Below are 23,496 nucleotides of genomic sequence, written 5' to 3'. Positions count from 1 at the left end.
TCAAAAGATTGAATTGGCTGGGGTAGTGGTGTGGCAATAGATCGCTCGCAAATGATCGGTGACGTGCGCAGCAACCTGTCGGGGTTAAAGCAGGGCAATCTGGGCATCCCGCTGATGCTGCTGGTCATGCTCGGCATGGTTATGCTGCCGATTCCGCCTTTCCTGCTCGATGTACTGTTCACCTTCAGTATTGCCCTGTCGATCGTGGTGCTGCTGGTGGCGATCTATGCTTTGCGCCCGCTGGATTTCGCGGTATTCCCAACCATTCTGCTGGCGGCAACCTTGCTGCGCCTGGCGCTTAACGTCGCCTCTACTCGGGTGGTATTGCTCAATGGTCAAGACGGCCATGATGCCGCCGGTAAGGTGATTCAGGCCTTCGGTGAGGTGGTGATCGGCGGTAACTACGTGGTCGGTATCGTGGTGTTTGCCATTCTCATGATCATCAACTTTGTGGTGGTCACCAAGGGTGCTGGGCGTATCTCTGAAGTGAGTGCGCGCTTCACCTTGGATGCCATGCCCGGCAAGCAGATGGCCATCGACGCCGATCTCAATGCCGGTTTGATCGATCAGGAAACGGCCAAGCTGCGGCGCAGTGAAGTTTCCCAGGAAGCCGACTTCTATGGCTCCATGGACGGTGCCAGCAAGTTTGTGCGTGGTGATGCCATTGCCGGTTTGCTGATTCTATTTATCAACCTGATTGGCGGTGTGGCCATCGGGATCTTCCAGCATGACCTGAGCTTTGCTGACGCGGGCCGTATCTATACCTTGCTGACCATCGGTGATGGCTTGGTTGCGCAGATCCCTTCGCTGCTGCTGTCGACGGCTGCCGCGATCATGGTCACCCGGGTCTCCAGTTCGGAAGATATGGGCGCGCAGGTCAATCGGCAAATGTTCGCTTCGCCGCGCGCGCTGGCGGTGACGGCTGCGGTGATGATCGCCATGGGCTTGGTGCCTGGCATGCCGCACTTCTCCTTTATCAGCCTGGGGCTAGTGGCGGCGGGTGCCGCGTATTGGATAGCCAACAAGCAGCGTACGACGAAAGAAAGCGAAGTTAAGGAAGTGCAGCGCCAGCAGGAGTTGCTGCCGGCGCAGAAGGCTCAAGAGGTCAAGGAGTTAGGCTGGGATGACGTCACGCCAGTGGATATGGTCGGCCTAGAGGTTGGTTATCGGCTGATCCCGCTGGTTGATCGCAATCAGGGTGGTCAGCTGCTGGCGCGAATCAAGGGCGTACGCAAGAAGCTCTCCCAGGAAATGGGCTTTCTCATGCCCTCGGTGCACATCCGCGACAACCTTGATCTGCAGCCCAGTGCCTACCGGTTGACCTTGATGGGCGTCAGCGTAGCCGAGGCCGAGGTGTATCCAGATCGCGAGCTGGCGATTAATCCTGGTCAGGTCTTCGGCCCACTCAATGGCATTGCCGCCAAAGATCCGGCATTTGGCCTGGAGGCGGTGTGGATCGACCCGAATCAGCGTGACCAAGCGCAATCCCTCGGTTACACCGTGGTGGATGCCAGTACCGTGGTCGCTACCCACCTTAATCAGGTGCTGCATAAGCATGCTCATGAACTGCTTGGCCATGAGGAGGTGCAGCAGTTGATGCAGCTGCTGGCCAAGAGTTCGCCCAAACTGGCCGAAGAGCTGGTGCCTGGAATGATTTCCCTGTCGACCTTGCTCAAGGTGCTACAGAGCTTGCTGCAAGAACAGGTGCCGGTGCGCGATATCCGCACCATTGCCGAGGCCATCGCCAACGTCTCGGTGAAGAGTCAAGATCCCGCCGTGATGGTGGCTGCAGTGCGCGTCGCGTTAGCTCGGGCAATTGTGCAAAGCATTGTGGGACTAGAGCTGGAGCTGCCTGTGATAACCCTTGAGCCAAGGTTGGAACAAATATTGCTAAATAGTATTCAGAAGGCCGGTCAAGGCTCCGAGGAGGGCATCCTCCTGGAGCCGGGCATGGCCGAGAAGCTGCAGCGTTCCCTAGTGGAAGCGGCGCAGCGCCAGGAGATGCTCGGCAAGCCAGTGATACTGCTGGTGGCTGGTCCGGTCCGGGCGATGCTCTCGCGATTCGCGCGGCTGGCGGTTCCGAGTATCCATGTACTGGCATACCAGGAAATTCCGGATAACAAGCAGGTCACCATCGTTGCGACGGTGGGGCAGAACTAACCGAGGTTATAGGCCATGCAGGTCAAACGCTTTTTCGCCGCCGATATGCGTACCGCCATGAAGCTGGTGCGTGATGAGCTGGGTGCCGATGCCTCGATCATTGGCAACCGCCGGGTTGCCGGCGGTGTCGAACTGACTGCCGCACTGGATTATCAAGTGCCTGCCGCGCCGTCCCGTCAGCCTAATCCGGCGTTAGAGGCCGAGTTACGCAAAACCCAGGCGAAAATCGCCACGGCCCAGGCCGAACTGACTACGCGCACTCAAGTCGATGCGGGCAAGGATCGTCAGTTGTTTGGCGCTGCGGCCAGCGTACCTGTCGATCGCTTGGCTGAGGCGCTGCTACCGGCGCGCTCATCATCTTCCTCCGCTGACCAGGGTGCCCTGGACGCCATGCGCTTTGAGCTGCATGGCCTGCGTGAGCTGATTGAAGTACAGCTGGGTTCGATTGCCTGGGGCCAGTTGCAGAACCGCCAGCCACAGCAAGCTAATTTATGGCGCCGCTTGCAGCGTATGGGGCTATCCGCCGATCTGTCGAAAGCGCTGCTTGAGCGCGTCGCCAATATTGCCGAGCCGCGTCAGGCCTGGCGCATGCTGTTGGCGCATCTGTCTCATGCGATCAAGACGCCGCAGCAAGAGCCGATGGAAGAGGGCGGCGTGATTGCCCTAGTTGGCCCCGCTGGCATGGGCAAGACCACAACGTTGGCCAAGCTTGCGGCGCGTTATGTGCTCAAGTACGGCGCGCAGCATATCGCCTTGGTCAGCCTCGACAGCTACCGTATTGGCGCGCAGGAGCAGATAAAAACCTTGGGCCGTATTCTTAACGTGCCGGTCACCTTGGTCGACCCAGGCCAGTCGTTGACCCAGGCCCTAGCGCCGTTGGCGCGTAAGCGTGTGGTGCTGATCGATACGGCCGGTCTACCGGCTAATGATCCGGCGCTGCGTATGCAGCTGGAAGCCTTGGCCAGCCGAGGCATTAACGCAAAAAACTATCTGGTGATGGCCGCAACCAGTCAGGGCCAAGTACTGAAAGCCGCCTACCATAGTTACAAACGCTGTGGCCTGGTTGGCTGTATTGTCACCAAAGCGGATGAAGCCACCAGTTTGGGTGAGGTTTTAGGACTGGCTATTAGCCAACGTCTACCGGTAGCCTATCTAACTGATGGGCCACGCATTCCCGATGATCTGCAGATTCCGCGCAGTCATCAATTGGTTAGCCGGGCCGTTGGGCTGCAAGCGACCCAAGAACCGAGCGAGGATACGATGGCGGAGATGTTTTCCGGTCTTTACCAGCAGCCCGCACGGCACGTTAGTTAAGTGAAATGCTGTTGGAATTGAGCGGTGTGTAGCCGACCAAGTGGTCCCAGTCGAAGTTAGACAAGGTGTTAGAGATTATGGGTATGCATCCCGTACAGGTGATTGCGGTGACCGGCGGCAAAGGTGGCGTCGGCAAGACCAACGTCTCAGTGAACCTGGCATTGGCCCTGGCTGATCTGGGGCGCCGGGTTATGTTGATGGACGCCGATTTGGGCTTGGCTAACGTCGATGTATTGTTGGGGCTCAGTGCTAAACGCACTCTTGAAGACGTTATCAGTGGCGAGTGCGAGCTGCGTGACGTGCTGTTGCTAGGGCCTGGTGGTATTCGCATTGTGCCCGCCGCTTCAGGCATTCAGAGCATGGTGCAGCTGTCGCCGATGCAGCATGCTGGATTAATCCAAGCATTCAGCGATATCAGCGACAACCTCGATGTGCTGATTATCGACACCGCGGCCGGTATCGGCGATGGTGTAGTCAGCTTTGTGCGCGCAGCACAAGAAGTGCTGGTGGTGGTATGTGATGAGCCGACCTCGATTACTGACGCCTATGCGCTGATCAAGTTGCTCAACCGCGATCACGGTATGAATCGTTTCCGGGTATTGGCCAATATGGCCCATAGTCCGCAGGAAGGTCGTAACCTCTTTGCTAAGTTGACTAAGGTCACTGATCGTTTTCTTGACGTTGCTCTGCAGTATGTGGGCGCAGTGCCGTACGACGAATCAGTGCGCAAGGCCGTGCAGAAGCAGCGCGCGGTTTACGAAGCTTTCCCGCGCTCGAAATGCGCACTGGCGTTCAAAGCAATCGCTCAGAAAGTCGACGCTTGGCCGTTACCGGCCAACCCGCGTGGTCATTTAGAGTTCTTTGTTGAACGCTTGGTGCAGCAGCCGATCGCAGACACGGCCATATGACAGCAGCCTCTGGACTTCGTATGTATAGCAAAGCGCAGGCGCAGGACTCCCAGCACCAGTTGATCGAGCGCTATGCGCCTCTAGTCAAACGCATTGCTTATCACCTGCTGGCACGCTTGCCGGCCAGTGTGCAGGTTGACGACTTGATCCAAGCCGGGATGATCGGCCTGCTCGAAGCGTCAAAAAAATACGATTCCAGCAAAGGTGCGAGCTTCGAGACATTCGTTGGCATCCGCATTCGCGGTTCCATGCTCGATGAGGTGCGCAAAGGTGACTGGGCCCCCCGTTCTGTACACCGCAATAGCCGCATGGTAAGCGACGCCATTCGAAAAGTTGAGGCTAGAACCGGTCGCGACGCTAAAGATCAAGAGGTTGCGGCCGAACTCCAATTGAGTCTCGAGGATTACTACGGCATTCTTGGCGACACTTTAGGCAGCCGCCTGTTCAGCTTCGACGACTTATTGCAGGACGGCGAGCACGGTGAGTTGGCCGAAGATACGGGCAACCACCACCTTGAACCTTCTCGTGATCTTGAAGATGAACGCTTTCAGGCGGCCTTGGCGGATGCCATCGCCAATCTGCCGGAGCGTGAGCGCTTGGTGCTGGCACTGTATTACGATGAAGAATTGAACCTTAAAGAGATCGGCGCGGTGTTGGGGGTTAGCGAGTCACGCGTAAGCCAACTACACAGTCAATGTGCCGCTCGCTTACGCGCTCGCTTGGGTGAGTGGCGCGCACATTAAACTGTTTCGCTAGCGCAGCTGGTTTCACGAATAAAGGCGCATGCAGGTTGCTGGGTGCGTTTGGAACTGTACGGAGGTCGACTTGGACAAAAACATGAAAATCCTCATTGTTGATGACTTTTCAACGATGCGACGGATCATCAAGAACCTCCTGCGTGACTTGGGGTTCACCAACACCGCAGAGGCCGACGACGGCACGACTGCATTGCCAATGCTGCAAAGCGGAAGCTTCGACTTTCTGGTAACCGACTGGAATATGCCCGGTATGACCGGTATTGACCTGTTGCGCGCTGTCCGTGCGGATGATCGCCTGAAAAGTCTGCCGGTGCTGATGGTTACGGCAGAAGCTAAGCGCGATCAGATAATCGAGGCCGCCCAGGCTGGGGTTAACGGTTATGTGGTTAAGCCGTTCACCGCTCAGGTATTGAAAGAAAAGATTGAGAAGATCTTTGAACGGGTCAATGGCTGATGTCTGCCACGAGGTTCTATGGAACATAAAAACTCCGTCCAGGGTGAGCTTGAGACGTCCCTGAAGCACAGCGCTCGCCAGCTGGTAGACAGCCTAGAAAAAGGCAACTTTGGTGAAGCGGTACAGCTGATACATGAGCTGAATAAGGCGCGTGACCGCGGTCTGTATCACGAGGTCGGCAAGCTGACCCGTGAGCTACACAACGCTATTGTCAACTTTCAGCTTGACCCGCGCGTGCCGCATGCCACTGAAGTTTCGCAAATTACTGATGCCACCGAACGCCTCAATTATGTGGTGACGATGACCGAGAGAGCGGCCAATCGCACCATGGATCTGGTTGAGTTGAGCGCACCTCTAGTTAATGGCCTCAGTGATGAAGCGCAAAGCCTGAGTGCAGACTGGGGGCGTTTTATGCGCCGCGAGATGAGCGCTGATGGTTTTCGTGAACTGGCTAAGCGCGTTGAGCTTTTTCTCGCAAGCAGCGAGCGCGACGGGGCGAAAATTTCTGGGCACCTCAACGATATTTTACTGGCTCAGGACTATCAGGACCTGACAGGGCAGGTGATTAAGCGGGTAACCCAGTTGGTTACCGAGGTTGAAAGCAACCTGTTGAAACTTGTATTGATGGCCAGCCAGGTGGATCAGTTCGCCGGTATTGAACACAACTATGAGTTACTCCGCGCTGAACAAGAAAAACAAAAAGAGCCTTCACGTGGTGAAGGTCCGCAGATTCATGCCGATAAGCATGAAGACGTCGCATCCAGTCAGGATGATGTTGACGATCTGCTTTCCAGCCTGGGATTTTAGGAGCACGTCTTATGAGCTTCGGCGCCGATGAAGAAATCCTCCAGGACTTCCTGGTAGAGGCCGGCGAGATTCTTGATTTATTGTCCGAGCAGCTGGTAGAGCTGGAAAGTCGTCCGGACGACATGAATCTGCTCAACGCTATTTTTCGCGGGTTTCATACCGTCAAAGGTGGTGCTGGTTTTCTCCAGCTTAACGAGCTGGTGGAATGCTGCCATATCGCAGAAAACGTCTTCGACATCCTGCGTAAGGGTGAGCGGCGCGTCGACTCCGCGTTGATGGATGTGGTGCTGGAAGCACTGGATGCCGTCAACAGCATGTTTACCGAGGTGCGTGAGCGTACCGATCTAACCCCAGCCACCCCGGCACTGCTGGCTGCTTTGGCGCGCTTGGCTGAGCCTGGCGGCGCTGAACCGCCGGTTGAAACGCCGGCTGAGTCGGCGCTTGAACCTGGGCATGCTGCTGGCGATATTACCGACAGTGAATTCGAGACATTGCTCGGCGCTCTGGATCAATCACCGGCACCAGTTTCTAGCGCCGCCAGCAGCGATGAAATTACCGATGATGAGTTCGAGTCGTTGCTCGACCAGCTGCATGGTAAAGGTCAATTCGTAGCACCTGAAGTTCCTGCGGCACCTGTCGCACCTGCTTTTGTTGCGCCGGTGTCAACGGCTGGCAATGAAATAACCGATGACGAGTTTGAGTCGCTACTCGATCAGTTACATGGCAAAGGGCAGTTTGCAGCGCCAGCTGCATCGGCCCCTGTCGCTCCGGTAGCTGAGTCTGCGGCTGCAGCGAGCGGTGATATTACCGACGATGAGTTCGAAGCTTTGCTCGATCAGCTGCACGGCAAAGGCAAGTTTGTCGAGCCTGAAGTGATTAAGCCCGCTGCGCCAGCACCTGTCACCAAGCCTGCGGAATCTGCCAGCGTTGCAGCTAAACCCGCCGTAAAACCTGCTGCTAAGGCTGAGCCAGTTAAGGTGCCTGCAGTAGAAAAGGCCGCGCCGCCCAGCGAAGCGGAAACCACAGTGCGGGTCGACACTGCGCGCTTGGATGAAATCATGAACATGGTCGGCGAGCTGGTGCTGGTGCGTAACCGCCTCGTGCGTTTGGGCTCTAGCAGCGGCGATGAAGCTATGTCCAAGGCGGTGTCCAATTTGGATGTGGTCACGGCCGATCTGCAGACGGCGGTGATGAAAACCCGCATGCAGCCGATCAAGAAGGTCTTCGGGCGCTTCCCTCGCCTGGTCCGTGATCTGGCACGTCAGCTGAAAAAAGAAATTAACTTGGAACTGGTCGGCGAAGAGACCGACCTCGACAAAAACTTGGTCGAGGCGCTTGCCGATCCGCTGGTGCACTTGGTGCGCAACGCGGTTGATCACGGTATTGAAACCCCGGAAGAGCGTGAGGCCTCAGGTAAGGCGAGGGGCGGCAAGGTGGTGCTGTCCGCCGAGCAAGAAGGCGATCACATCCTGTTGTCGATCTCCGATGACGGCAAGGGCATGGACGCGGATGTGCTGCGCGCCAAAGCGGTGGAGAAAGGTCTGCTGGATAAAGACGCAGCCGACCGTCTCAATGAGTTCGAATGCTACAACCTGATTTTCGCCCCCGGCTTCTCGACCAAGACTGAGATATCCGATGTCTCCGGTCGTGGCGTGGGCATGGACGTGGTGAAAACTAAAATTAACCAGCTCAACGGCACCGTCAACGTATTTTCGGTAAAGGGGCAGGGTTCGAAGATTGTCATTAAGGTGCCGCTGACCTTGGCGATCATGCCGACGCTGATGGTGATGCTGGGCAATCAGGCGTTTGCCTTTCCGCTGGTTAACGTTAACGAAATCTTCCACCTTGATCTGTCGCGCACCAATATTGTTGATGGTCAGGAAGTGGTGGTCGTGCGTGATAAAGCCTTGCCGCTGTTCTACCTCAAGCGTTGGTTGATCGGTAATGCTGCCCATGTGGTGCAGGGCGAAGGGCATGTGGTGATTCTGACCGTCGGCAGCCAGCGTATTGGCTTTGTGGTTGATCAGCTGGTAGGCCAGGAAGAAGTGGTAATCAAGCCGCTGGGCAAGATGCTGCAGGGTACTCCAGGCATGTCAGGCGCAACTATCACCGGCGATGGTCGTATTGCTCTGATTCTTGACGTGCCGAGCATGCTCAAACATTACGCGCGACGTATCTGATTGTTCGCGGCGCGGGTATTTTTCGCGTCGCTTAGGAGTTGTATATGGCTGTTAAGGTGTTGGTGGTAGATGACTCCGGTTTTTTTCGTCGGCGCGTCTCGGAAATTCTTTCAGCCGATCCGAATATTCAGGTAATCGGTACCGCCACTAACGGTCGTGAAGCTATTGAGCAGGCTCAGGCCCTCAAGCCTGATGTGATTACCATGGATTACGAGATGCCGATGATGGATGGCATCACGGCCGTGCGTAACATCATGCAGCGCTGCCCAACGCCGGTATTGATGTTTTCCTCGCTGACCCATGAGGGCGCGCGCGTTACCTTGGATGCCCTTGAAGCGGGTGCCGTGGATTTTCTGCCGAAGAATTTTGAAGATATTTCGCGCAACCCCGAGCGGGTAAAGCAGCTGCTCTGCGAGAAAATCCATACCATCGCCCGCAGCAACCGCCGCAGCCTGAGCCCGCAGCCTGCGGCAATAGCTGCTGCGCCAGTCAGGCCAGCGGTACGCCCCGCCTCAACGGCCAGCACGCTGGTTCGGCCTGCGGGTGCACCTGCAGCGGTGTCGAGTGCTACACCCAAGCGTAAGCCCTATAAGTTAGTCGCTATCGGCACCTCAACGGGTGGGCCGGTAGCGCTGCAGCGTGTGTTGACACAGTTACCGGCTAACTTCCCAGCGCCGCTGGTGCTGATCCAGCACATGCCTGCAGCCTTCACCAAGGCCTTTGCCGAGCGCCTCGACAAATTGTGCCGTATTAGTGTTAAGGAGGCTGAGGATGGTGATGTGCTGCGGCCTGGGCTGGCGCTGCTGGCCCCTGGCGGCAAGCAGATGATGATCGACGCCCGTGGCATGGTGAAGATCCTGCCGGGTGACGAGCGTCTCAATTACAAGCCGTGTGTCGATATCACCTTCGGTTCTGTGGCCAAGTCTTACGCGGACAAAGTGCTGGCAGTGGTGCTGACGGGTATGGGCGCAGACGGCCGTGAAGGTGCGCGCCTGCTTAAACAGATGGGCAGCCAGGTATGGGCGCAGGATGAAGCCAGTTGCGTGATTTATGGCATGCCCATGGCCATCGTCAAAGCCAGCTTAGCCGACGCCGTCTACCCGCTGGATGATATCGGCCGGCATCTGGTGGAGACCTGTATTTAATGGATGTACTGAGCCTGATTGGGGTCATCCTGGCATTTGTCGCCATCCTCGGCGGCAACTACCTCGAAGGTGGCCATGTTGGCGCTTTGCTCAATGGGCCGGCGGCACTGATCGTGATCGGCGGCACTTTAGGTGCAGCGTTCTTGCAGGCCCCCGTACATGTATTCAAACGTGCTTTGGCAATCATCAGCTGGATTTTTTTCCCGCCGCGCATAGATCTATTAGGCGGAATCAACCGAGTGGTTGGTTGGAGCATGACCGCACGTAAGGAAGGCTTGTTGGGCCTTGAGGCGATGGCCGATGTCGAGTCCGATCCTTTCGCCCGCAAAGGTTTACAGTTACTGGTTGATGGTGCGGAGCCGGAGGCCATTCGCAGTATTCTTGAAGTTGATCTGTACACTCAGGAAGGTCGAGATATTCAGGCCGCTAAGGTATTCGAAAGCATGGGGGGGTACGCGCCCACCATTGGCATTATCGGTGCTGTGATGGGTTTGATCCATGTCATGGGCAATTTGGCTGACCCGAGCATGCTCGGCAGTGGGATTGCGGTGGCATTTGTCGCGACTATTTATGGCGTGGGCTTTGCCAACCTGTTGCTGTTGCCCATTGGTAATAAGCTCAAAGCCATTGCCCAGCGCCAATCGCGTTATCGCGAGATGCTGCTCGAAGGCATCCTGTCGATTGCCGAGGGTGAGAACCCGCGCTCCATCGAACTGAAGCTGCAAGGCTTTATGGACTGATGGAGGCACAGTATGGCTCGCAGGCGTCATCAAGAAGAACATGAAAACCACGAACGATGGCTGGTCTCTTACGCCGACTTCATTACCTTATTGTTTGCGTTTTTCGTCGTGATGTACTCGATTTCCTCGATCAATGAAGGCAAGTACAAAATTTTTTCAGATAGCCTGACCGGGGTGTTCAATCAGCCGGATCGGGCGATCAAGCCGATCCCCGTCGGTGATGAGCGGCCGCGTACCACCGAACCCGATCGTTCCCTAGTGGATGAAGAGAGCACGCTGTCGGCTGCCGATTCTCTGCAAAGCATCGCCCAAAGCATACGCGAAGCCTTTGGTGACCTGATTCAGTCCGAGCAGCTCAAGGTTAGCGGCAATGAGCTATGGATCGAGATCGAGCTTAGCTCCAGCCTGCTGTTTATTAGCGGTGATGCCGTACCTAACAATGCCGCATTCGATATTATCGAGAAGGTAGCCAAAATTTTGGCGCCTTACGAGAACCCGATTCATGTCGAAGGCTTCACCGATAATCTGCCGATTCAAACCGCGCAGTTCCCAACCAACTGGGAGCTGTCTACCGCCCGCGCTGCCAGTATCGTGCGGATGTTGGCAATAGATGGGGTTAACCCAGGTCGTTTGGCAGCCGTGGGCTACGGTGAATTCCAGCCTGTAGCCGACAACACCACGGCCGAGGGGCGTGGACGTAACCGCAGGGTGGTGTTGGTGATATCGCGCAATCTCGATGTGCGCCGCAGCGTGAGTGGTGTGGGCAGCGCTAATGCTAAACCTGATGCAGCCCTCAAACGGGCTGGCACGCAACCTGCAGCAACACTGGCAGCGCCGGCCCCGCAAGCGGGTGCCGTCAACCCCCCGTCGCCGGTCCCATAAGGGTGGCCCCGTTCTCGGTCAGGCATCAACTGCACCGGGAGGATGATAACGATGAGAGTCTGGGCAGTAGCCAATCAAAAAGGTGGAGTCGGTAAGACCACCACATCAATCGCCTTGGCGGGCCTGCTGGCCGATGCCGGTAAGCGCGTGGTGGTGGTCGATCTCGATCCTCATGGCTCGATGACCAGCTATTTCGGGCACGACCCTGACAGCCTGGAGCACAGCAGTTTTGACTTGTTTCAACACAAGGGCAGCGTGCCGCGTGGCTTGCCACAGCAGTTGCTGTTGCCGACCAGCAATGAGCGTATTTCCTTGCTGCCTTCCAGCACTGCACTGGCCACATTGGAGCGCCAATCGCCAGGGCAGAGTGGCCTGGGCCTGGTGATTGCCAAGAGTTTGGCGCAGCTCTGGGAGGAGTTCGATCATGCGGTGATTGACAGTCCGCCCTTGCTCGGCGTGTTGATGGTCAATGCTCTTGCAGCCAGCCAGCAGTTGGTGATTCCGGTGCAGACTGAATTTCTCGCGGTAAAAGGCCTTGAGCGCATGGTCAATACCTTGGCCATGATCAACCGTTCGCGGCAGCAGGCACTGCCTTATACCATCGTGCCGACCCTGTTTGATCGCCGCACACAGGCTTCCATGAGTACCCTGCGGGTACTGCGCAACAACTACCTTGAACATCTATGGCAGGCCTATATTCCAGTCGATACGCGTTTGCGCGACGCCAGCCGAGCTGGACTGACGCCGTCGCAATTCGACAAAAATAGCCGTGGCGTGATTGCTTACCGGGCCCTACTCAAGCACTTGCTGGCACAGCAGGTTGCCGCTCAGGTCGCCTAAAATGAGCGGCTATGTTGAAGATATAGGCTCAAGTCTGTCGCTAGCGCGGCCGATAGTCTGTACAGATTGTTATTATGGGTTGTATTCATGAGTCGTCCTCTTGCCACCGCTACACGTCCGCAACTGGCTTTGCAGTCCTATCTGGATAGCTTGTTGCAGGAGGCTGCGGTCGAACTAGCTGATAGCATCACGCTGGAGGAGTTCGAGGCGGCGGTGCTCGAAGAGCAGGTTCGCGATGCCCGAGTCGTGCCTCATGTGCAAGCTATGGCCACCAAACCTTTGGCTGAGCTGGCTGCGCGACCGTTAGTGTTACCCACTATTGAAATATCAGCGCCGAAGGTTGAAGTGCACCTTGAGGTGCTGCAGCAAGTGGCCGAGGCAGCTGTTGTGGTCGAGGCTGTGCCGCCGCCTCAGATGCTGATGCTGCCTGAAGCAGAGTTGCAGGGGCGGCCGGAGTGGGCTCAGGGGCCTTTCGAGTGCCTGTTGTTCGACGTGGCAGGTCTGACATTAGCGGTGCCGCTGGTGTGCCTAGGCTCGATTTATCCCTTGGAAGGCCAGGAGCTCACGCCGTTATTTGGCCAACCCGACTGGTTTCTCGGCATACTGCCGTGCCAGGCCGGCAACCTGAAGGTGCTCGATACTGCGCGCTGGGTGATGCCTGATCGTTACCGTGATGATTTTCGTCAAGGCTTACAGTTTGTGATTTCCGTCCAGGGTTACGAGTGGGGGCTGGCCGTGCATCAGGTCAGCCGTTCTATTCGACTCGATCCGAATGAAGTCAAATGGCGTAGCCAGCGGACTCAACGTCCGTGGTTGGCGGGTACGGTTATTGAACACATGTGTGCCCTGTTGGATATTGCATCCTTGGCCGAGTTGATTGCCAGTGGTGCGGCCAAACGCATGGCCGCCAGCAAGGGTCACTGAATAATGTCGGGCTGTGCGTTTTGCGCAGCTCTGCAACTATAGTAATGACAGCGGGCTAGACATCCGCGATTACCGCCGTGAGCGGTTCATGACGAGGCTAGGGACATGAATAAAAGTTCGGCACAAGGTTCTGAAGATCCGATCCTGCAGTGGGTAACGTTCCGCCTGGATAACGAAACCTATGGCATCAATGTGATGCAGGTGCAGGAAGTCCTGCGTTATAGCGAAATCGCACCTGTACCGGGTGCGCCGAGCTATGTGCTGGGCATCATTAACCTGCGCGGCAACGTGGTGACCGTGATCGATACGCGCCAGCGTTTTGGTCTGGACTCCTCCGAGGTGACCGACAACACACGTGTCGTGATTATCGAAGCTGATAAACAAGTCGTCGGCATCTTGGTCGACAGCGTGGCTGAAGTGGTTTATCTGCGCCAATCTGAAGTGGAAACTGCGCCGAACGTGGGCAATGACGAGTCTGCCAAATTTATCCAGGGTGTCTGCAACAAGAACGGTGAACTGCTGATTCTGGTTGAGCTGGACAAAATGATGAGTGAAGAAGAGTGGTCCGAGCTGGAGAGCATCTAGCTCATGCTTGAAGCGCTGCTCGCTGTGCTGGGCCTGGTTTGTATAGGGCTGGTAGGTGCATGCATGTGGCTTGTGCGGCAGCTGCGCGACGCCGTCAAGCTGCAAGGCGAGCGTGATGCCGCGCGTGACCGGCGATTCAAGGAGCTCAGTCGGCGTCTGGATGCCTACCTAACGGGTAGTGTGCAGATGGGCGAGGAGTTGCATGAGTTGCGCCGCGTTGTCGCGCCGCTCCCAGACAAGCTCAATCAGATTGAGCAGCGTGACCCCAGCAGCCTATCGTTTACCCAGGCCGCGCGTTTGGCTGGCATGGGCGCAAGTGTGGACGACCTGACCCAGTCCTGCGGCCTTAGCAAGGCTGAGGCTGAGTTGGTCAGCAAGATGCAGCAGGCCAAGTCGCAGCGCTCTTGATTTCCCCCAAATGTGCAATCAGCATTCAATGTGCCGGGCCTTCTAACAGGCGCAGTGGTGGCGTTATATCGTTGTCACGTTGACCGCTCGCAGGGCTCTTGCCTTTCAGGTGCCAGGCAAAGGCGATAATTTCTGCGATGCAGCGGTAAAGCTGCTCCGGGATTGCATCACCTAACTCCAGTCGCGCCAGCAAGCGCACCAGCTCAGCATTTTCGTAAATCGGTACTTCGTATTCGCGGGCGATGGCTAATATGGCTTCGGCTAGCTCGTCATCGCCTTTGGCGCTGAGTACGGGCGCATTTTTGCCGTCGTAGGTGAGGGCAATGGCTTGGCGCGGCGCGGTCTTATTCATGCGGTTTCATCCACCCAGCGTTGTTCCAAGGTTGTGCGTGGGCCGCGTGGCGGCGTGCCTTGGCTGCATGCCAGTTCACCTACCTGAACGCCTACGGCATTCAGGCGCTGGCGCAAGTTGTCGAGCTCTGCGTCGATCAGGCTGACGGTGCTGCTGTGTTCGGCCCAAAGCTGGCTGTTCAGGCGGCCGTGGGATAGTTGCGCCTGGATCTGTAAGGGACCCAGAGGGTCAAGGTCGAATGCCAGCTCGACTTTCCACAGGGTTTCTTTTTTCTCTGGCTTATCTTGCGGGTTACCTTCGTCGCGCTGGATCTTGACCTGTAGCGGTACCAGTTCCTGCTGGTTGCGCATGGGCAGCTCCAGTTGCCAGGTGGTCAACAGGTTACCGTCTGGTCCGACCTGGCTCTGCGCCAGGCTGGAAAGTTGATGGGTTTGCAGTCGCGAGATTGCTGCGGCCGCGAGTTTCAGCAAAGCCTCCAAGTCGGCCTCGCCCTCCATGGCCTGCAGCAAGCGCGAGGGCAGGGGGAAGTTCAGCGCCTGCTGACGACTGCTGGCTTTGCCCAGGCTGCCGAGCAGGTCGCGGGCCAGTGCTGGCATGGCCACCGCCATTGCCGAGCCTGCATTGGCGGCGGCCAGGGGTGTACCAGTTGACAGGTTAGGCAGTAATTGGGTGATCAAACGTAGCAGATTGGCTTTGAGATCGGTCGGTAGCGCTTGCCCTTGGCCGCCTAGGAGTTTGCTTTCTAGCAGAATGCCGCTGTTCTCCAGGGCCATGGCCAGCCCTTTTGGGTTGCTCAGTTGAGCGGCGTCGGGGAGGGTGCCGAACAGTTTGTCGATACTGGTACGCAAGCCTTCGCTCATCTCTGCACCATTGCGTAAGCCCTGCAGGGCACTAAAAAGGCCTTCCAGTGAGCCCTGCCGGTTACTTTGCGTACCCAGTTGCTGGTTAAGTGCGAGTTGATCCAGGCGGCCACTGAGCGGAAGGAAGCTCAAGGACTGGTTGCCTTGAACTTGCGCACTGAGCAGGCTGCCTACGGGCAGCGCCAGCGGGGTTTCCAGAGATAACTTGCTGCCGGCCAGAGGCGTGTTGAGCAGATTGACCAACACCTTATAGACCACTTGCTGCGCGCTGCCCTGCAGTATCTGTTCGCGGGCGACTACCTTGCCCTGCAACAGGGTGCCAATGGGTAATTGTTCGAGGTCTAAGCTGGTCAGTGCTGTGTTGCCACCTGCTAACACGGCCAAGGCCAGGCGAGTCTCCGACAGCGCCGTTACCGCCAGTGCTGTGCCTTGGGTGATAGGCCTTGAGCTGCTGGCTTCAAGGGTGGTCTGGCGGCCATTCTCCAGCGTCAGCTTGAGTAGCAGCTGAAAGCTTTGTGCCACTTCTTTGAGGGCCATGACTTCAGCTTTGGCGGTTTCACCACTGGCAAGAAGGCCTTGCAGGGGTTGCAGCAGCTTCACCGCTAGGTCAGCGGCTACCGCATTTGGGCGGCTGCTGGGAGGCGACGGTGGTAGCGGCCGCGGGCTGCTGATTTCGCTCATTGGCAGGTTACACCCTGTCGAAAATGCCCACTGCGGAAGGCGGGGCATGGCATGTATAATCGCGCCCCGTCTGGGCCGGCTATGTGTTTCATTTGCATCAGTATAGCGGCCAAGAGTCTGCCGACTTGAACAGCTTTTGCCATCCATTTAGGTGCCGATGCCTTGACCAGCCCTCTTCTCGAAGCCGTGGCGCTCGCCTGTGAGCGAGACTGGCGCATGCTCTTCGAGCGCCTGGAGGTGCGTCTGGTTCCCGGTGAAATGTTGCAGGTGGCTGGGCCTAACGGCAGCGGCAAGACCAGCCTGTTGCGCTTGCTCGCCGGCTTGATGCAGCCGACTGCCGGTGAGATCCGCCTGAATGGCCTGCCGTTGACGGCGCAGCGCAGCGAGTTGGCGCGCAATTTGTTGTGGATCGGGCATGCCGCCGGCATCAAAGGTTTACTGACGGCGGAGGAGAACCTCATCTGGCTTTGCGCCCTGCATCAGCCAGCCGAGCGCGAGGCCATCTGGCAAGCGCTCGATGCTGTGGGCTTGTGCGGTTTTGAGGATGTGCCCTGCCACACGCTGTCCGCCGGGCAGCAGCGCCGCGTGGCGTTGGCGCGCCTGTACTTGCCAGGGCCGAACCTGTGGGTGCTTGATGAACCCTTCACCGCGCTGGATAAGGCCGCCGTGGCGCAGCTGGAAAATCATCTGGCCGCGCATTGTGAGCAAGGCGGCCTGGTGGTGTTGACTACGCACCACGAGTTAACGGTCAAGCCGGCTGGTTATCGCGAGCTTGACTTAGGGCAGCGCAGCGCATGAGCAACGTTTTTACCCTGCTACTGGCCCGTGAAGCGCGGCTATTATTTCGTCGCCCGGCCGAGTTAGCTAACCCGCTGGTGTTCTTTGCCATTGTCATCGCTCTATTCCCGCTGGCTGTGGGGCCGCAGTCGCAGTTGTTACAAAGCCTTTCGCCCGGGCTGATCTGGGTGGCAGCGCTGTTGGCCGTGCTGCTCTCGCTGGACGGGCTGTTCCGCAGTGATTTCGAGGACGGCTCGCTCGAGCAGTGGGTCCTTTCGCCGCACCCCTTGACCCTTCTGGTTCTGGCCAAGGTACTGGCACACTGGCTGTTCTCAGGTTTGGCGCTGGTGCTGTTGGCGCCAGTGTTGGCACTGATGCTGGGATTGCCCGAGCGTTGCCTGCCGGTGCTGCTGGTGTCTCTGTTGCTGGGCACCCCCGTATTGAGCTTGCTGGGCGCCGTCGGCGCGGCGCTGACCGTCGGCCTAAAGCGGGGCGGTCTGTTACTCGCACTGCTGATTTTGCCGTTGTACATCCCGGTGCTGATTCTTGGTAGCGGAGCGTTACAAGCCAGCCTGCAAGGATTGCCGGCGGTCGGCCACCTGTTGTGGTTGGCCAGCCTCACCGCATTGGCGGTGACCTTGACACCTTTTGCCATTGCCGCTGGTCTGACGATCAGTGTTGCTGAGTAAATAATTAAGCCTGAATGGCCGGCTGCCGCTGCTGCTTACCTGCGCTGCGATCAGCCCTAGCACTGATGAGTAACCTGATGAACTGGACGTGGTTTCACAAGCTCGGCTCGCCCAAATGGTTTTATGAAATCAGCCGCCGCTGGCTACCCGGGTTGGCCGTGGCCGCTGCCTTGCTGTTAATGGTTGGGCTGGTCTGGGGCTTGGCCTTTGCGCCGCCGGATTACCAGCAGGGCAACAGCTTTCGCATCATTTACATCCATGTACCTGCGGCTTTTCTCGCCCAGTCGATCTACGTGATGCTAGCAGTGGCCGGCACGGTCGGCCTGGTGTGGAAGATGAAGCTGGCCGATGTCGCTTTGCAGCAAGCCGCACCGATCGGCGCGTGGATGACCGTGATCGCTTTGATCACAGGCGCGGTATGGGGCAAGCCGACCTGGGGCACCTACTGGGTGTGGGATGCGCGTCTGACCTCGATGTTGATTTTACTGTTCCTGTATTTCGGCGTAATCGCCTTGGGCAATGCCATCACCAACCGTGACAGCGCCGCCAAGGCCTGTGCGGTGCTGGCGATTGTCGGGGTGGTAAACATCCCGATCATCAAGTACTCGGTGGAGTGGTGGAATACCTTGCATCAGCCCGCCACCTTCAGCGTGGTGACAAAGCCGGCCATGCCGTTTGAAATGTGGATGCCGCTGCTGATTATGGTGCTGGGCTTCTACTGCTTCTTTGGCGCGGTGCTGCTGATGCGCATGCGTCTGGAGGTGCTCAAGCGCGAGGCGCGCAGCAGTTGGGCCAAAGCTGAAGTGAGCGCGCAGGTGGAGAAGGGTCGATGAGTTTTGCCAGCTTTAGCGAGTTTCTCGCCATGGGCACCCATGGGCCATATGTGTGGTCCTGTTATGCCATCAGCCTCGCTGTGTTGGGGCTGAATGTGGCGCTGCCAATCCTGGCACGTCGCCGTTATCTGCAAGACGAGGCGCGTCGTTTGCGCCGGGAGGAGTCGAAGTGAATCCGCTGCGTAAGAAGCGCCTGTTTATTGTCCTGGCGATCATCGCCGGTGTGGGCATCGCCGTGGCTCTGGCCCTGAGCGCATTGCAGCAGAACATCAACCTGTTCTACACCCCCACGCAAATTGCTAATGGCGACGCCCCGCAGGACACCCGAATCCGTGCCGGCGGTTTGGTCGAGGAAGGCTCGGTTAAGCGCTCCAGTGACTCGCTGGAAACTGACTTTGTCGTCACCGACGGCGCCAAGAGTGTGACCATTCGCTACAGCGGCATTCTGCCGGACCTGTTCCGTGAAGGGCAGGGCATTGTTGCCATGGGCAAACTCAATGCCGGTGGCGTGCTGATCGCCGATGAAGTGCTGGCCAAACACGATGAAAACTACATGCCTCCGGAAGTCATGCAGGCGCTTGAACAAAGCGGTATGAAGCAGAAGCACGATGCGGCCCAAGCAGCTAAGAAGACATACCAATTGGAGAGTGCGCAATGATCCCCGAACTTGGCCATCTGGCGATGATTCTGGCGCTGTGTATGGCGCTGGTGCAGGCGACACTGCCTCTCATCGGCGCTTGGCGTGGTGACCACCAGTGGATGAGTTTGGCGCAGCCGGCAGCTTGGGGGCAGTTTGCCTTTATGTTGTTTTCTTTTATTTGCCTGACTTACGCCTTTATGGTCGACGACTTTACCGTCGCCTACGTGGCTAATAACTCCAACAGTGCACTGCCCTGGTATTTTAAGTTCAGCGCGGTGTGGGGCGCCCATGAAGGCTCACTGCTGCTGTGGGGCTTGATCCTCGCCGGCTGGACCTTTGCCGTGTCGATCTTCTCGCGGCAGTTGCCAGAAGAAATGCTCGCTCGCGTGCTAGGCGTCATGGGCATCATCAGCATCGGTTTTCTACTGTTTCTGATCGTTACCTCCAACCCCTTCGCGCGCCTGCTGTTCGATACGCCTACCAATGGTCGTGATCTCAATCCCCTACTGCAGGACTTTGGCCTGATTGTTCACCCGCCGATGCTCTATATGGGTTACGTCGGCTTCTCCGTGGCGTTCGCTTTCGCCATTGCTGCCCTGCTCGGTGGCAAGCTGGATGCGGCCTGGGCACGCTGGTCGCGGCCTTGGACCATTGTCGCTTGGGCTTTCCTCGGCATCGGTATCGCCTTGGGCTCGTGGTGGGCGTACTACGAGCTTGGCTGGGGTGGCTGGTGGTTCTGGGACCCGGTCGAAAACGCCTCCTTTATGCCTTGGTTGGTTGGCACGGCACTGATCCACTCCCTGGCCGTAACGGAAAAACGCGGCGTGTTCAAAAGCTGGACCGTGCTGCTGGCCATCGCGGCATTCTCCCTCAGCCTGTTGGGTACCTTCCTGGTGCGCTCAGGCGTGCTGACCTCGGTGCATGCCTTCGCCAGTGACCCTGAACGCGGCGTGTTTATCCTGGCCTTCCTGCTGATTGTGGTGGGCAGCTCGCTGGCGTTGTTCGCCCTGCGCGCGCCAGTGGTCAAAAGCCAAGTCGGCTTTGCCCTGTGGTCGCGGGAGACCCTGCTGCTGGTCAATAACCTGATTCTGGTAGTCAGCGCCGCGATGATCCTGCTCGGCACTCTGTACCCGTTGGTGCTGGATGCCATGACCGGGGCCAAACTGTCGGTTGGGCCGCCGTACTTCAATGCGCTGTTCGTGCCCTTGATGGGTCTGTTGATGGCGATGATCGCCGTGGGCGTGCTGGTGCGCTGGAAAGACACGCCGCTCAAGTGGTTGCTGAGCATGCTCGCGCCGGTGCTTATCGGCAGTGTGGTGCTGGCCGTGATCGCAACCTTCTTGGTGGGCGATTTCAGCTGGGCGGTGCTGGGTGTCTGCCTGTTGTCGGCTTGGGTGGTGCTGGCTGGTGTGCGCGATATCGTCGAGAAAACTCGGCACAAGGGCCTGATTAAAGGTTTGCCGAGCCTGACCCGCAGTTATTGGGGCATGCAAACCGCTCACCTGGGCATGGCCATCTGCGCCCTCGGCGTGGTGCTGACCAGCATGGGCAGTTTCGAGCGCGATATGCGCATGGCGCCGGGCGAGTCAGTGGAGATTGGCGGTTATCAGTTCATCTTCGAAGGTGCCGAGCACTTTGAGGGGCCAAACTTCACTTCGGACAAAGGCACTGTGCGTATCCTCGAAGACGGCAAGCAGATCGCCGTGCTACATCCGGAGAAGCGCCTGTATACCGTGCAGCAGTCAGTAATGACCGAAGCCGGGATCGACGCCGGAATCACTCGCGACCTGTTTGTCGCCCTGGGTGAACCGCTGGAAAACGGCGCTTGGGCGGTGCGTGTACACATCAAACCCTTCGTCCGCTGGATCTGGTTCGGCGCGTTGTTGATGGGCTTTGGTGGCTTCCTTTCAGCATCCGACAAGCGCTACCGGATGAAGGTGCGCACCCGCGTGCGTGAAGCCTTAGGTATGGCAGGGGCGCAGGCATGAGGCGTTTACTGCTGCTCGTACCCTTGGCACTGTTTCTTGGTATGGCGGTGTTTCTCTATCGAGGCTTGTGGCTTGATCCGTCAGAGTTACCCTCGGCACTGATCGGCAAGCCGATACCGGCGTTCTCTCTGCCGGCGGTACAGGACGGCAAGCTGCTCAGCGAGGCTGACCTCAAAGGTAAGCCAGCGCTGGTCAACGTCTGGGCGACCTGGTGCGTAGCGTGCCGTGTAGAGCACCCGGTGCTGAACAAATTAGCTGAGCTGGGGGTGAACATTTATGGGGTCAACTACAAGGACGACAACGCTGCCGCGCAGAAGTGGCTGGTGGAGTTCCATGACCCCTACCAACTGAATATCAATGATGCACGCGGCACCCTGGGGTTAGATTTGGGCGTATATGGCGCGCCTGAGACCTTTCTGATCGATAAGGCCGGCATCATCCGCCACAAGTTTGTTGGCGTGATTGATGAGCGTGTCTGGCGTGAGCAATTAGCCCCTCTTTACCAAGAACTGGTCGATGAGGCTCAGCCATGAGACGTTTACTCACCGCCGTCGTGCTAGGCCTGGCATTGCTGGGCACTGCACAGGCGGCCATCGATACCTATGAGTTTGCGACTGAGGTCGAGCGCCAGCGTTATCGCACCCTGGTGCAAGAGCTGCGCTGCCCTAAGTGCCAAAACCAGAACATCGCTGACTCCGACGCGCCGATTGCCATGGACCTGCGTGCACAGATCTACCGCATGTTGGAAGAGGGCCAGAGTAATCAGCAGATCATCGATTATTTAGTCAGCCGTTATGGCGATTTCGTCCTCTACAAGCCGCCGGTTACCGCGCGTACTCTTTTGCTGTGGTACGGCCCAGCCGGCTTGCTGGCAGGCGGTTTCGTCCTGTTAGGGGTCATTCTGTTGCGTCGTCGCGGCAAGTCGGGCGATGCCGCCAACGGACTGTCTGCAGATGAACAACAGCGATTGGCTGCTTTGCTCAGCCAACCGCCCGCCAGCCAACGGTCCCCCAATCAACCGCCTGTGGATAAGAAAGACTGATGATTGAATTTTGGTTGTGCGCCGGTCTGCTGTTACTGACGGCTCTGGCGTTTTTGCTGATTCCCGTGCTGCGTGGGCGCAAGCTCCAGGCTGAGGAAGACCGTACCGCGCTTAACGTAACCCTGTATCAGGAACGTTTGCAGGACTTGCAGGCGCAACATGCGGCAGGTGCTTTAAATACTGAGCAGCTTGCTGCGGGCCGAGATGAGGCCGCCCGTGAGCTGTTAGCCGATACCGAAGGCGCACAGGCAAAGCCGATCCAGCGCTCGCTTGGCGGTAAAATCCCACTGATTGCGGCGTTGATGATGCCGCTGTTGGGTTATGGCCTGTACCAGCACTGGGGCGCCATCGACGATGTTGAACGTGCGCGTACCTTTGCCGAGCAGCCGAAGACCATCGAGGAAATGACCGCGCGCTTGGAAGCGGCGGTGAAGAGCGATCCGAAGTCTGCCGAAAGCTGGTACTTCCTTGGTCGTACTTATATGGCCCAGGAACGTGCTGCTGATGCTACCGCGGCCTTTGAGCGAGCCATTGGCGTTGCCGGGCGCGAGCCTGAGTTGCTCGGGCAGTTGGCGCAGGCGCTGTATTTTGCTGGTGGCAAGCAATGGACGCCGCAGTTGCAGGCTCTGACCGATGAAGCGCTTAAAGCCGATCCGGCAGAAGTCACTAGCCTGGGGTTGCTGGGTATCGCCGCTTATGAAAGCGGTCAGTACCAGCAGGCGATAGGTCATTGGCAGCAATTGGTGGCGGTTTTGCCCGTCGAAGATCCTTCGCGTCAGGCGATTCAGGGCGGGATTGACCGCGCTCGTGAGCAGCTTGGTGCGCCGGCAACCGAGGCTGCGCCTGCCACTGGCCAAGGTTTGACCGTAAAGGTGGCGCTGGCAGCTGAGTTGCAAGCCAAGGTGCAGCCGGGCGATGCGGTGTTTATCTTCGCCCGCGCTGTTTCCGGGCCGCCGATGCCGCTGGCGGTTAAGCGCCTTACTGTGGCGGATCTGCCGGCTGAGGTCAGCCTCTCCGACAGCGATGCAATGATGCCGCAGTTGAAAATCTCCGGCTTCGAACAGGTGCAGCTGGTCGCACGCGTCTCGCGCAGCGGTAATGCTACTGCCGGTGAGTGGGTCGGTAGCAGTCAGCCCTTGGCCAGCAAGACCACTGAGGTTCAGCAATTGCTGATCGATAGCGTAGACAGCAAAACGCCATGAGTCCGCTATGGCGAGGTGCAGTGCTCGCTAGCCTGCTGGGACTAGGTGCTTGCGTGCAGGCGCCGATCAGTAGTGCGCCAGTGAAAAGTCCGAGTGGCAGCAGCAACCACCCACGGTTTGCTCCGCCACCTGGCGTCAGCAGTCAGTGGGATGGACGGCTAGGGGTGTATATAGTCGGCGGAACTCCTCACCTTTACTACCGTGAGCGTACCTATTACCGCTGGAGCGCTGGCTGGAGTTGGGCCAGTAGTCCTCAAGGCCCCTGGTTACCGACTGACAGCAGCGGTGTGCCGCCAGGGTTGTCTCGCCACTACGCGCAGTAAGTCG

The 23,496-nt window shown here is 57.9% G+C and carries 26 protein-coding genes; 24 read left to right on the top strand and 2 right to left on the bottom strand.

Annotated features, from left to right (window positions below; translation table 11 throughout):
• Positions 1–36: 36 nt before the first annotated feature.
• The 14 genes from flhA (at position 37) to BMZ32_RS18580 (ending at position 14,105) form a co-directional block, all read left to right on the top strand.
• Positions 37–2,160 (top strand): flagellar biosynthesis protein FlhA, encoded by a 2,124-nt coding sequence (gene flhA, locus BMZ32_RS18645; RefSeq protein WP_090245062.1) that lies wholly within the window; start codon positions 37–39, stop codon positions 2,158–2,160.
• A gap of 15 nt (positions 2,161–2,175) precedes the next feature.
• Positions 2,176–3,474: a flagellar biosynthesis GTPase FlhF gene (gene flhF, locus BMZ32_RS18640; RefSeq protein WP_090244855.1), complete on the top strand. Its 1,299-nt coding sequence runs from the start codon at positions 2,176–2,178 to the stop codon at positions 3,472–3,474.
• A 77-nt stretch (positions 3,475–3,551) separates the two neighbouring features.
• Complete coding sequence (gene fleN, locus BMZ32_RS18635; protein ID WP_208598744.1) at positions 3,552–4,382, top strand: flagellar synthesis regulator FleN; 831 nt, start codon at positions 3,552–3,554, stop codon at positions 4,380–4,382.
• On the top strand, positions 4,379–5,125 hold the full coding sequence (gene fliA / locus BMZ32_RS18630) for an RNA polymerase sigma factor FliA (protein WP_090244852.1): 747 nt from the start codon (positions 4,379–4,381) through the stop codon (positions 5,123–5,125). The genes fleN and fliA overlap by 4 nt, the downstream gene beginning before the upstream one ends.
• Before the next feature lie 94 nt (positions 5,126–5,219).
• Positions 5,220–5,594 carry a chemotaxis response regulator CheY gene (locus BMZ32_RS18625; protein WP_208598743.1) on the top strand — a complete coding sequence of 125 codons (375 nt, stop codon included), beginning with the start codon at positions 5,220–5,222 and terminating at the stop codon, positions 5,592–5,594.
• 18 nt (positions 5,595–5,612) lie between these two features.
• Positions 5,613–6,401, top strand: a complete 789-nt coding sequence (locus BMZ32_RS18620) for a protein phosphatase CheZ (protein WP_090244847.1) — start codon at positions 5,613–5,615, stop codon at positions 6,399–6,401.
• Positions 6,402–6,412: 11 nt separating this feature from the next.
• Positions 6,413–8,581 carry a chemotaxis protein CheA gene (locus BMZ32_RS18615; protein ID WP_090244844.1) on the top strand — a complete coding sequence of 723 codons (2,169 nt, stop codon included), beginning with the start codon at positions 6,413–6,415 and terminating at the stop codon, positions 8,579–8,581.
• Between the two features lie 44 nt (positions 8,582–8,625).
• Positions 8,626–9,726, top strand: coding sequence for a protein-glutamate methylesterase/protein-glutamine glutaminase (locus BMZ32_RS18610; RefSeq protein ID WP_090244842.1), 1,101 nt, complete (start codon positions 8,626–8,628; stop codon positions 9,724–9,726).
• Positions 9,726–10,466: a flagellar motor protein gene (locus BMZ32_RS18605; protein WP_090244840.1), complete on the top strand. Its 741-nt coding sequence runs from the start codon at positions 9,726–9,728 to the stop codon at positions 10,464–10,466. Before BMZ32_RS18610 ends, BMZ32_RS18605 begins: the two co-directional genes overlap by 1 nt.
• Positions 10,467–10,478: 12 nt before the next feature.
• Entirely contained in the window at positions 10,479–11,348 is an 870-nt protein-coding gene (gene motD, locus BMZ32_RS18600; protein WP_090244837.1) for a flagellar motor protein MotD, read from the top strand.
• 51 nt (positions 11,349–11,399) lie between these two features.
• On the top strand, positions 11,400–12,188 hold the full coding sequence (locus tag BMZ32_RS18595; RefSeq protein WP_090244834.1) for a ParA family protein: 789 nt from the start codon (positions 11,400–11,402) through the stop codon (positions 12,186–12,188).
• An 87-nt stretch (positions 12,189–12,275) separates the two neighbouring features.
• The gene (locus BMZ32_RS18590; RefSeq protein WP_090244832.1) at positions 12,276–13,112 is read left to right on the top strand and encodes a CheW domain-containing protein; all 837 of its coding nucleotides are present in this window, start codon (positions 12,276–12,278) and stop codon (positions 13,110–13,112) included.
• Positions 13,113–13,217: 105 nt separating this feature from the next.
• Positions 13,218–13,697 carry a chemotaxis protein CheW gene (locus BMZ32_RS18585; protein WP_090244828.1) on the top strand — a complete coding sequence of 160 codons (480 nt, stop codon included), beginning with the start codon at positions 13,218–13,220 and terminating at the stop codon, positions 13,695–13,697.
• Positions 13,698–13,700: 3 nt separating this feature from the next.
• Positions 13,701–14,105: a DUF2802 domain-containing protein gene (locus BMZ32_RS18580; RefSeq protein WP_090244825.1), complete on the top strand. Its 405-nt coding sequence runs from the start codon at positions 13,701–13,703 to the stop codon at positions 14,103–14,105.
• A 25-nt stretch (positions 14,106–14,130) separates the two neighbouring features.
• Here the strand turns inward: BMZ32_RS18580 and BMZ32_RS18575 are convergent, their stop codons facing one another.
• Both BMZ32_RS18575 and fliK read right to left on the bottom strand, forming a co-directional pair.
• Positions 14,131–14,457 (bottom strand): EscU/YscU/HrcU family type III secretion system export apparatus switch protein, encoded by a 327-nt coding sequence (locus tag BMZ32_RS18575; protein ID WP_090244824.1) that lies wholly within the window; start codon positions 14,455–14,457, stop codon positions 14,131–14,133.
• Complete coding sequence (fliK, locus tag BMZ32_RS18570) at positions 14,454–15,998, bottom strand: flagellar hook-length control protein FliK (protein ID WP_090244821.1); 1,545 nt, start codon at positions 15,996–15,998, stop codon at positions 14,454–14,456. The genes BMZ32_RS18575 and fliK overlap by 4 nt, the downstream gene beginning before the upstream one ends.
• Before the next feature lie 162 nt (positions 15,999–16,160).
• Between fliK and ccmA the strand changes: the two genes are divergently transcribed.
• The 10 genes from ccmA (at position 16,161) to BMZ32_RS19610 (ending at position 23,492) form a co-directional block, all read left to right on the top strand.
• Positions 16,161–16,796, top strand: coding sequence for a cytochrome c biogenesis heme-transporting ATPase CcmA (ccmA, locus tag BMZ32_RS18565; protein WP_090244819.1), 636 nt, complete (start codon positions 16,161–16,163; stop codon positions 16,794–16,796).
• Positions 16,793–17,464 carry a heme exporter protein CcmB gene (ccmB, locus tag BMZ32_RS18560; protein WP_090244816.1) on the top strand — a complete coding sequence of 224 codons (672 nt, stop codon included), beginning with the start codon at positions 16,793–16,795 and terminating at the stop codon, positions 17,462–17,464. Before ccmA ends, ccmB begins: the two co-directional genes overlap by 4 nt.
• Before the next feature lie 74 nt (positions 17,465–17,538).
• The gene (locus tag BMZ32_RS18555; RefSeq protein ID WP_208598748.1) at positions 17,539–18,297 is read left to right on the top strand and encodes a heme ABC transporter permease; all 759 of its coding nucleotides are present in this window, start codon (positions 17,539–17,541) and stop codon (positions 18,295–18,297) included.
• Complete coding sequence (ccmD, locus tag BMZ32_RS18550) at positions 18,294–18,470, top strand: heme exporter protein CcmD (RefSeq protein WP_090244811.1); 177 nt, start codon at positions 18,294–18,296, stop codon at positions 18,468–18,470. Before BMZ32_RS18555 ends, ccmD begins: the two co-directional genes overlap by 4 nt.
• Complete coding sequence (ccmE, locus tag BMZ32_RS18545; RefSeq protein WP_090244803.1) at positions 18,467–18,955, top strand: cytochrome c maturation protein CcmE; 489 nt, start codon at positions 18,467–18,469, stop codon at positions 18,953–18,955. The genes ccmD and ccmE overlap by 4 nt, the downstream gene beginning before the upstream one ends.
• Entirely contained in the window at positions 18,952–20,925 is a 1,974-nt protein-coding gene (locus tag BMZ32_RS18540) for a heme lyase CcmF/NrfE family subunit (protein WP_090244801.1), read from the top strand. The genes ccmE and BMZ32_RS18540 overlap by 4 nt, the downstream gene beginning before the upstream one ends.
• On the top strand, positions 20,922–21,458 hold the full coding sequence (locus BMZ32_RS18535; protein ID WP_090244798.1) for a DsbE family thiol:disulfide interchange protein: 537 nt from the start codon (positions 20,922–20,924) through the stop codon (positions 21,456–21,458). The genes BMZ32_RS18540 and BMZ32_RS18535 overlap by 4 nt, the downstream gene beginning before the upstream one ends.
• A complete protein-coding gene (locus BMZ32_RS18530) occupies positions 21,455–21,967 on the top strand; it encodes a cytochrome c-type biogenesis protein (protein WP_090244794.1) in 513 nt (170 codons plus the stop codon). The genes BMZ32_RS18535 and BMZ32_RS18530 overlap by 4 nt, the downstream gene beginning before the upstream one ends.
• Entirely contained in the window at positions 21,967–23,169 is a 1,203-nt protein-coding gene (ccmI, locus tag BMZ32_RS18525; RefSeq protein ID WP_090244792.1) for a c-type cytochrome biogenesis protein CcmI, read from the top strand. Before BMZ32_RS18530 ends, ccmI begins: the two co-directional genes overlap by 1 nt.
• Complete coding sequence (locus BMZ32_RS19610) at positions 23,166–23,492, top strand: hypothetical protein (RefSeq protein ID WP_090244790.1); 327 nt, start codon at positions 23,166–23,168, stop codon at positions 23,490–23,492. Before ccmI ends, BMZ32_RS19610 begins: the two co-directional genes overlap by 4 nt.
• The last annotated feature ends 4 nt before the right edge of the window (positions 23,493–23,496 follow it).

Origin of the sequence: Pseudomonas guineae, from assembly GCF_900113745.1 — a bacterium.
Classification (GTDB): domain Bacteria; phylum Pseudomonadota; class Gammaproteobacteria; order Pseudomonadales; family Pseudomonadaceae; genus Aquipseudomonas; species Aquipseudomonas guineae.
This window is presented reverse-complemented; position numbering and strand designations above follow the sequence as displayed.

Excerpts from the sequence above, each read along its gene's own strand:
- BMZ32_RS18595 (WP_090244834.1), top strand. The coding sequence starts at position 11,400 with ATGAGAGTCTGGGCAGTAGCCAATCAAAAAGGTGGAGTCGGTAAGACC.
- BMZ32_RS18605 (WP_090244840.1), top strand. The coding sequence starts at position 9,726 with ATGGATGTACTGAGCCTGATTGGGGTCATCCTGGCATTTGTCGCCATC.
- BMZ32_RS18580 (WP_090244825.1), top strand. The coding sequence starts at position 13,701 with ATGCTTGAAGCGCTGCTCGCTGTGCTGGGCCTGGTTTGTATAGGGCTG.
- BMZ32_RS18615 (WP_090244844.1), top strand. The coding sequence starts at position 6,413 with ATGAGCTTCGGCGCCGATGAAGAAATCCTCCAGGACTTCCTGGTAGAG.
- BMZ32_RS18620 (WP_090244847.1), top strand. The coding sequence starts at position 5,613 with ATGGAACATAAAAACTCCGTCCAGGGTGAGCTTGAGACGTCCCTGAAG.
- fleN (WP_208598744.1), top strand. The coding sequence starts at position 3,552 with ATGGGTATGCATCCCGTACAGGTGATTGCGGTGACCGGCGGCAAAGGT.
- BMZ32_RS18625 (WP_208598743.1), top strand. The coding sequence starts at position 5,220 with ATGAAAATCCTCATTGTTGATGACTTTTCAACGATGCGACGGATCATC.
- BMZ32_RS18530 (WP_090244794.1), top strand. The coding sequence starts at position 21,455 with ATGAGACGTTTACTCACCGCCGTCGTGCTAGGCCTGGCATTGCTGGGC.
- BMZ32_RS18610 (WP_090244842.1), top strand. The coding sequence starts at position 8,626 with ATGGCTGTTAAGGTGTTGGTGGTAGATGACTCCGGTTTTTTTCGTCGG.
- flhF (WP_090244855.1), top strand. The coding sequence starts at position 2,176 with ATGCAGGTCAAACGCTTTTTCGCCGCCGATATGCGTACCGCCATGAAG.
- ccmI (WP_090244792.1), top strand. The coding sequence starts at position 21,967 with ATGATTGAATTTTGGTTGTGCGCCGGTCTGCTGTTACTGACGGCTCTG.
- BMZ32_RS19610 (WP_090244790.1), top strand. The coding sequence starts at position 23,166 with ATGAGTCCGCTATGGCGAGGTGCAGTGCTCGCTAGCCTGCTGGGACTA.
- BMZ32_RS18535 (WP_090244798.1), top strand. The coding sequence starts at position 20,922 with ATGAGGCGTTTACTGCTGCTCGTACCCTTGGCACTGTTTCTTGGTATG.
- fliA (WP_090244852.1), top strand. The coding sequence starts at position 4,379 with ATGACAGCAGCCTCTGGACTTCGTATGTATAGCAAAGCGCAGGCGCAG.
- motD (WP_090244837.1), top strand. The coding sequence starts at position 10,479 with ATGGCTCGCAGGCGTCATCAAGAAGAACATGAAAACCACGAACGATGG.
- BMZ32_RS18590 (WP_090244832.1), top strand. The coding sequence starts at position 12,276 with ATGAGTCGTCCTCTTGCCACCGCTACACGTCCGCAACTGGCTTTGCAG.
- fliK (WP_090244821.1), bottom strand. The coding sequence starts at position 15,998 with ATGAGCGAAATCAGCAGCCCGCGGCCGCTACCACCGTCGCCTCCCAGC.
- ccmD (WP_090244811.1), top strand. The coding sequence starts at position 18,294 with ATGAGTTTTGCCAGCTTTAGCGAGTTTCTCGCCATGGGCACCCATGGG.
- ccmB (WP_090244816.1), top strand. The coding sequence starts at position 16,793 with ATGAGCAACGTTTTTACCCTGCTACTGGCCCGTGAAGCGCGGCTATTA.
- BMZ32_RS18540 (WP_090244801.1), top strand. The coding sequence starts at position 18,952 with ATGATCCCCGAACTTGGCCATCTGGCGATGATTCTGGCGCTGTGTATG.
- BMZ32_RS18585 (WP_090244828.1), top strand. The coding sequence starts at position 13,218 with ATGAATAAAAGTTCGGCACAAGGTTCTGAAGATCCGATCCTGCAGTGG.
- BMZ32_RS18575 (WP_090244824.1), bottom strand. The coding sequence starts at position 14,457 with ATGAATAAGACCGCGCCGCGCCAAGCCATTGCCCTCACCTACGACGGC.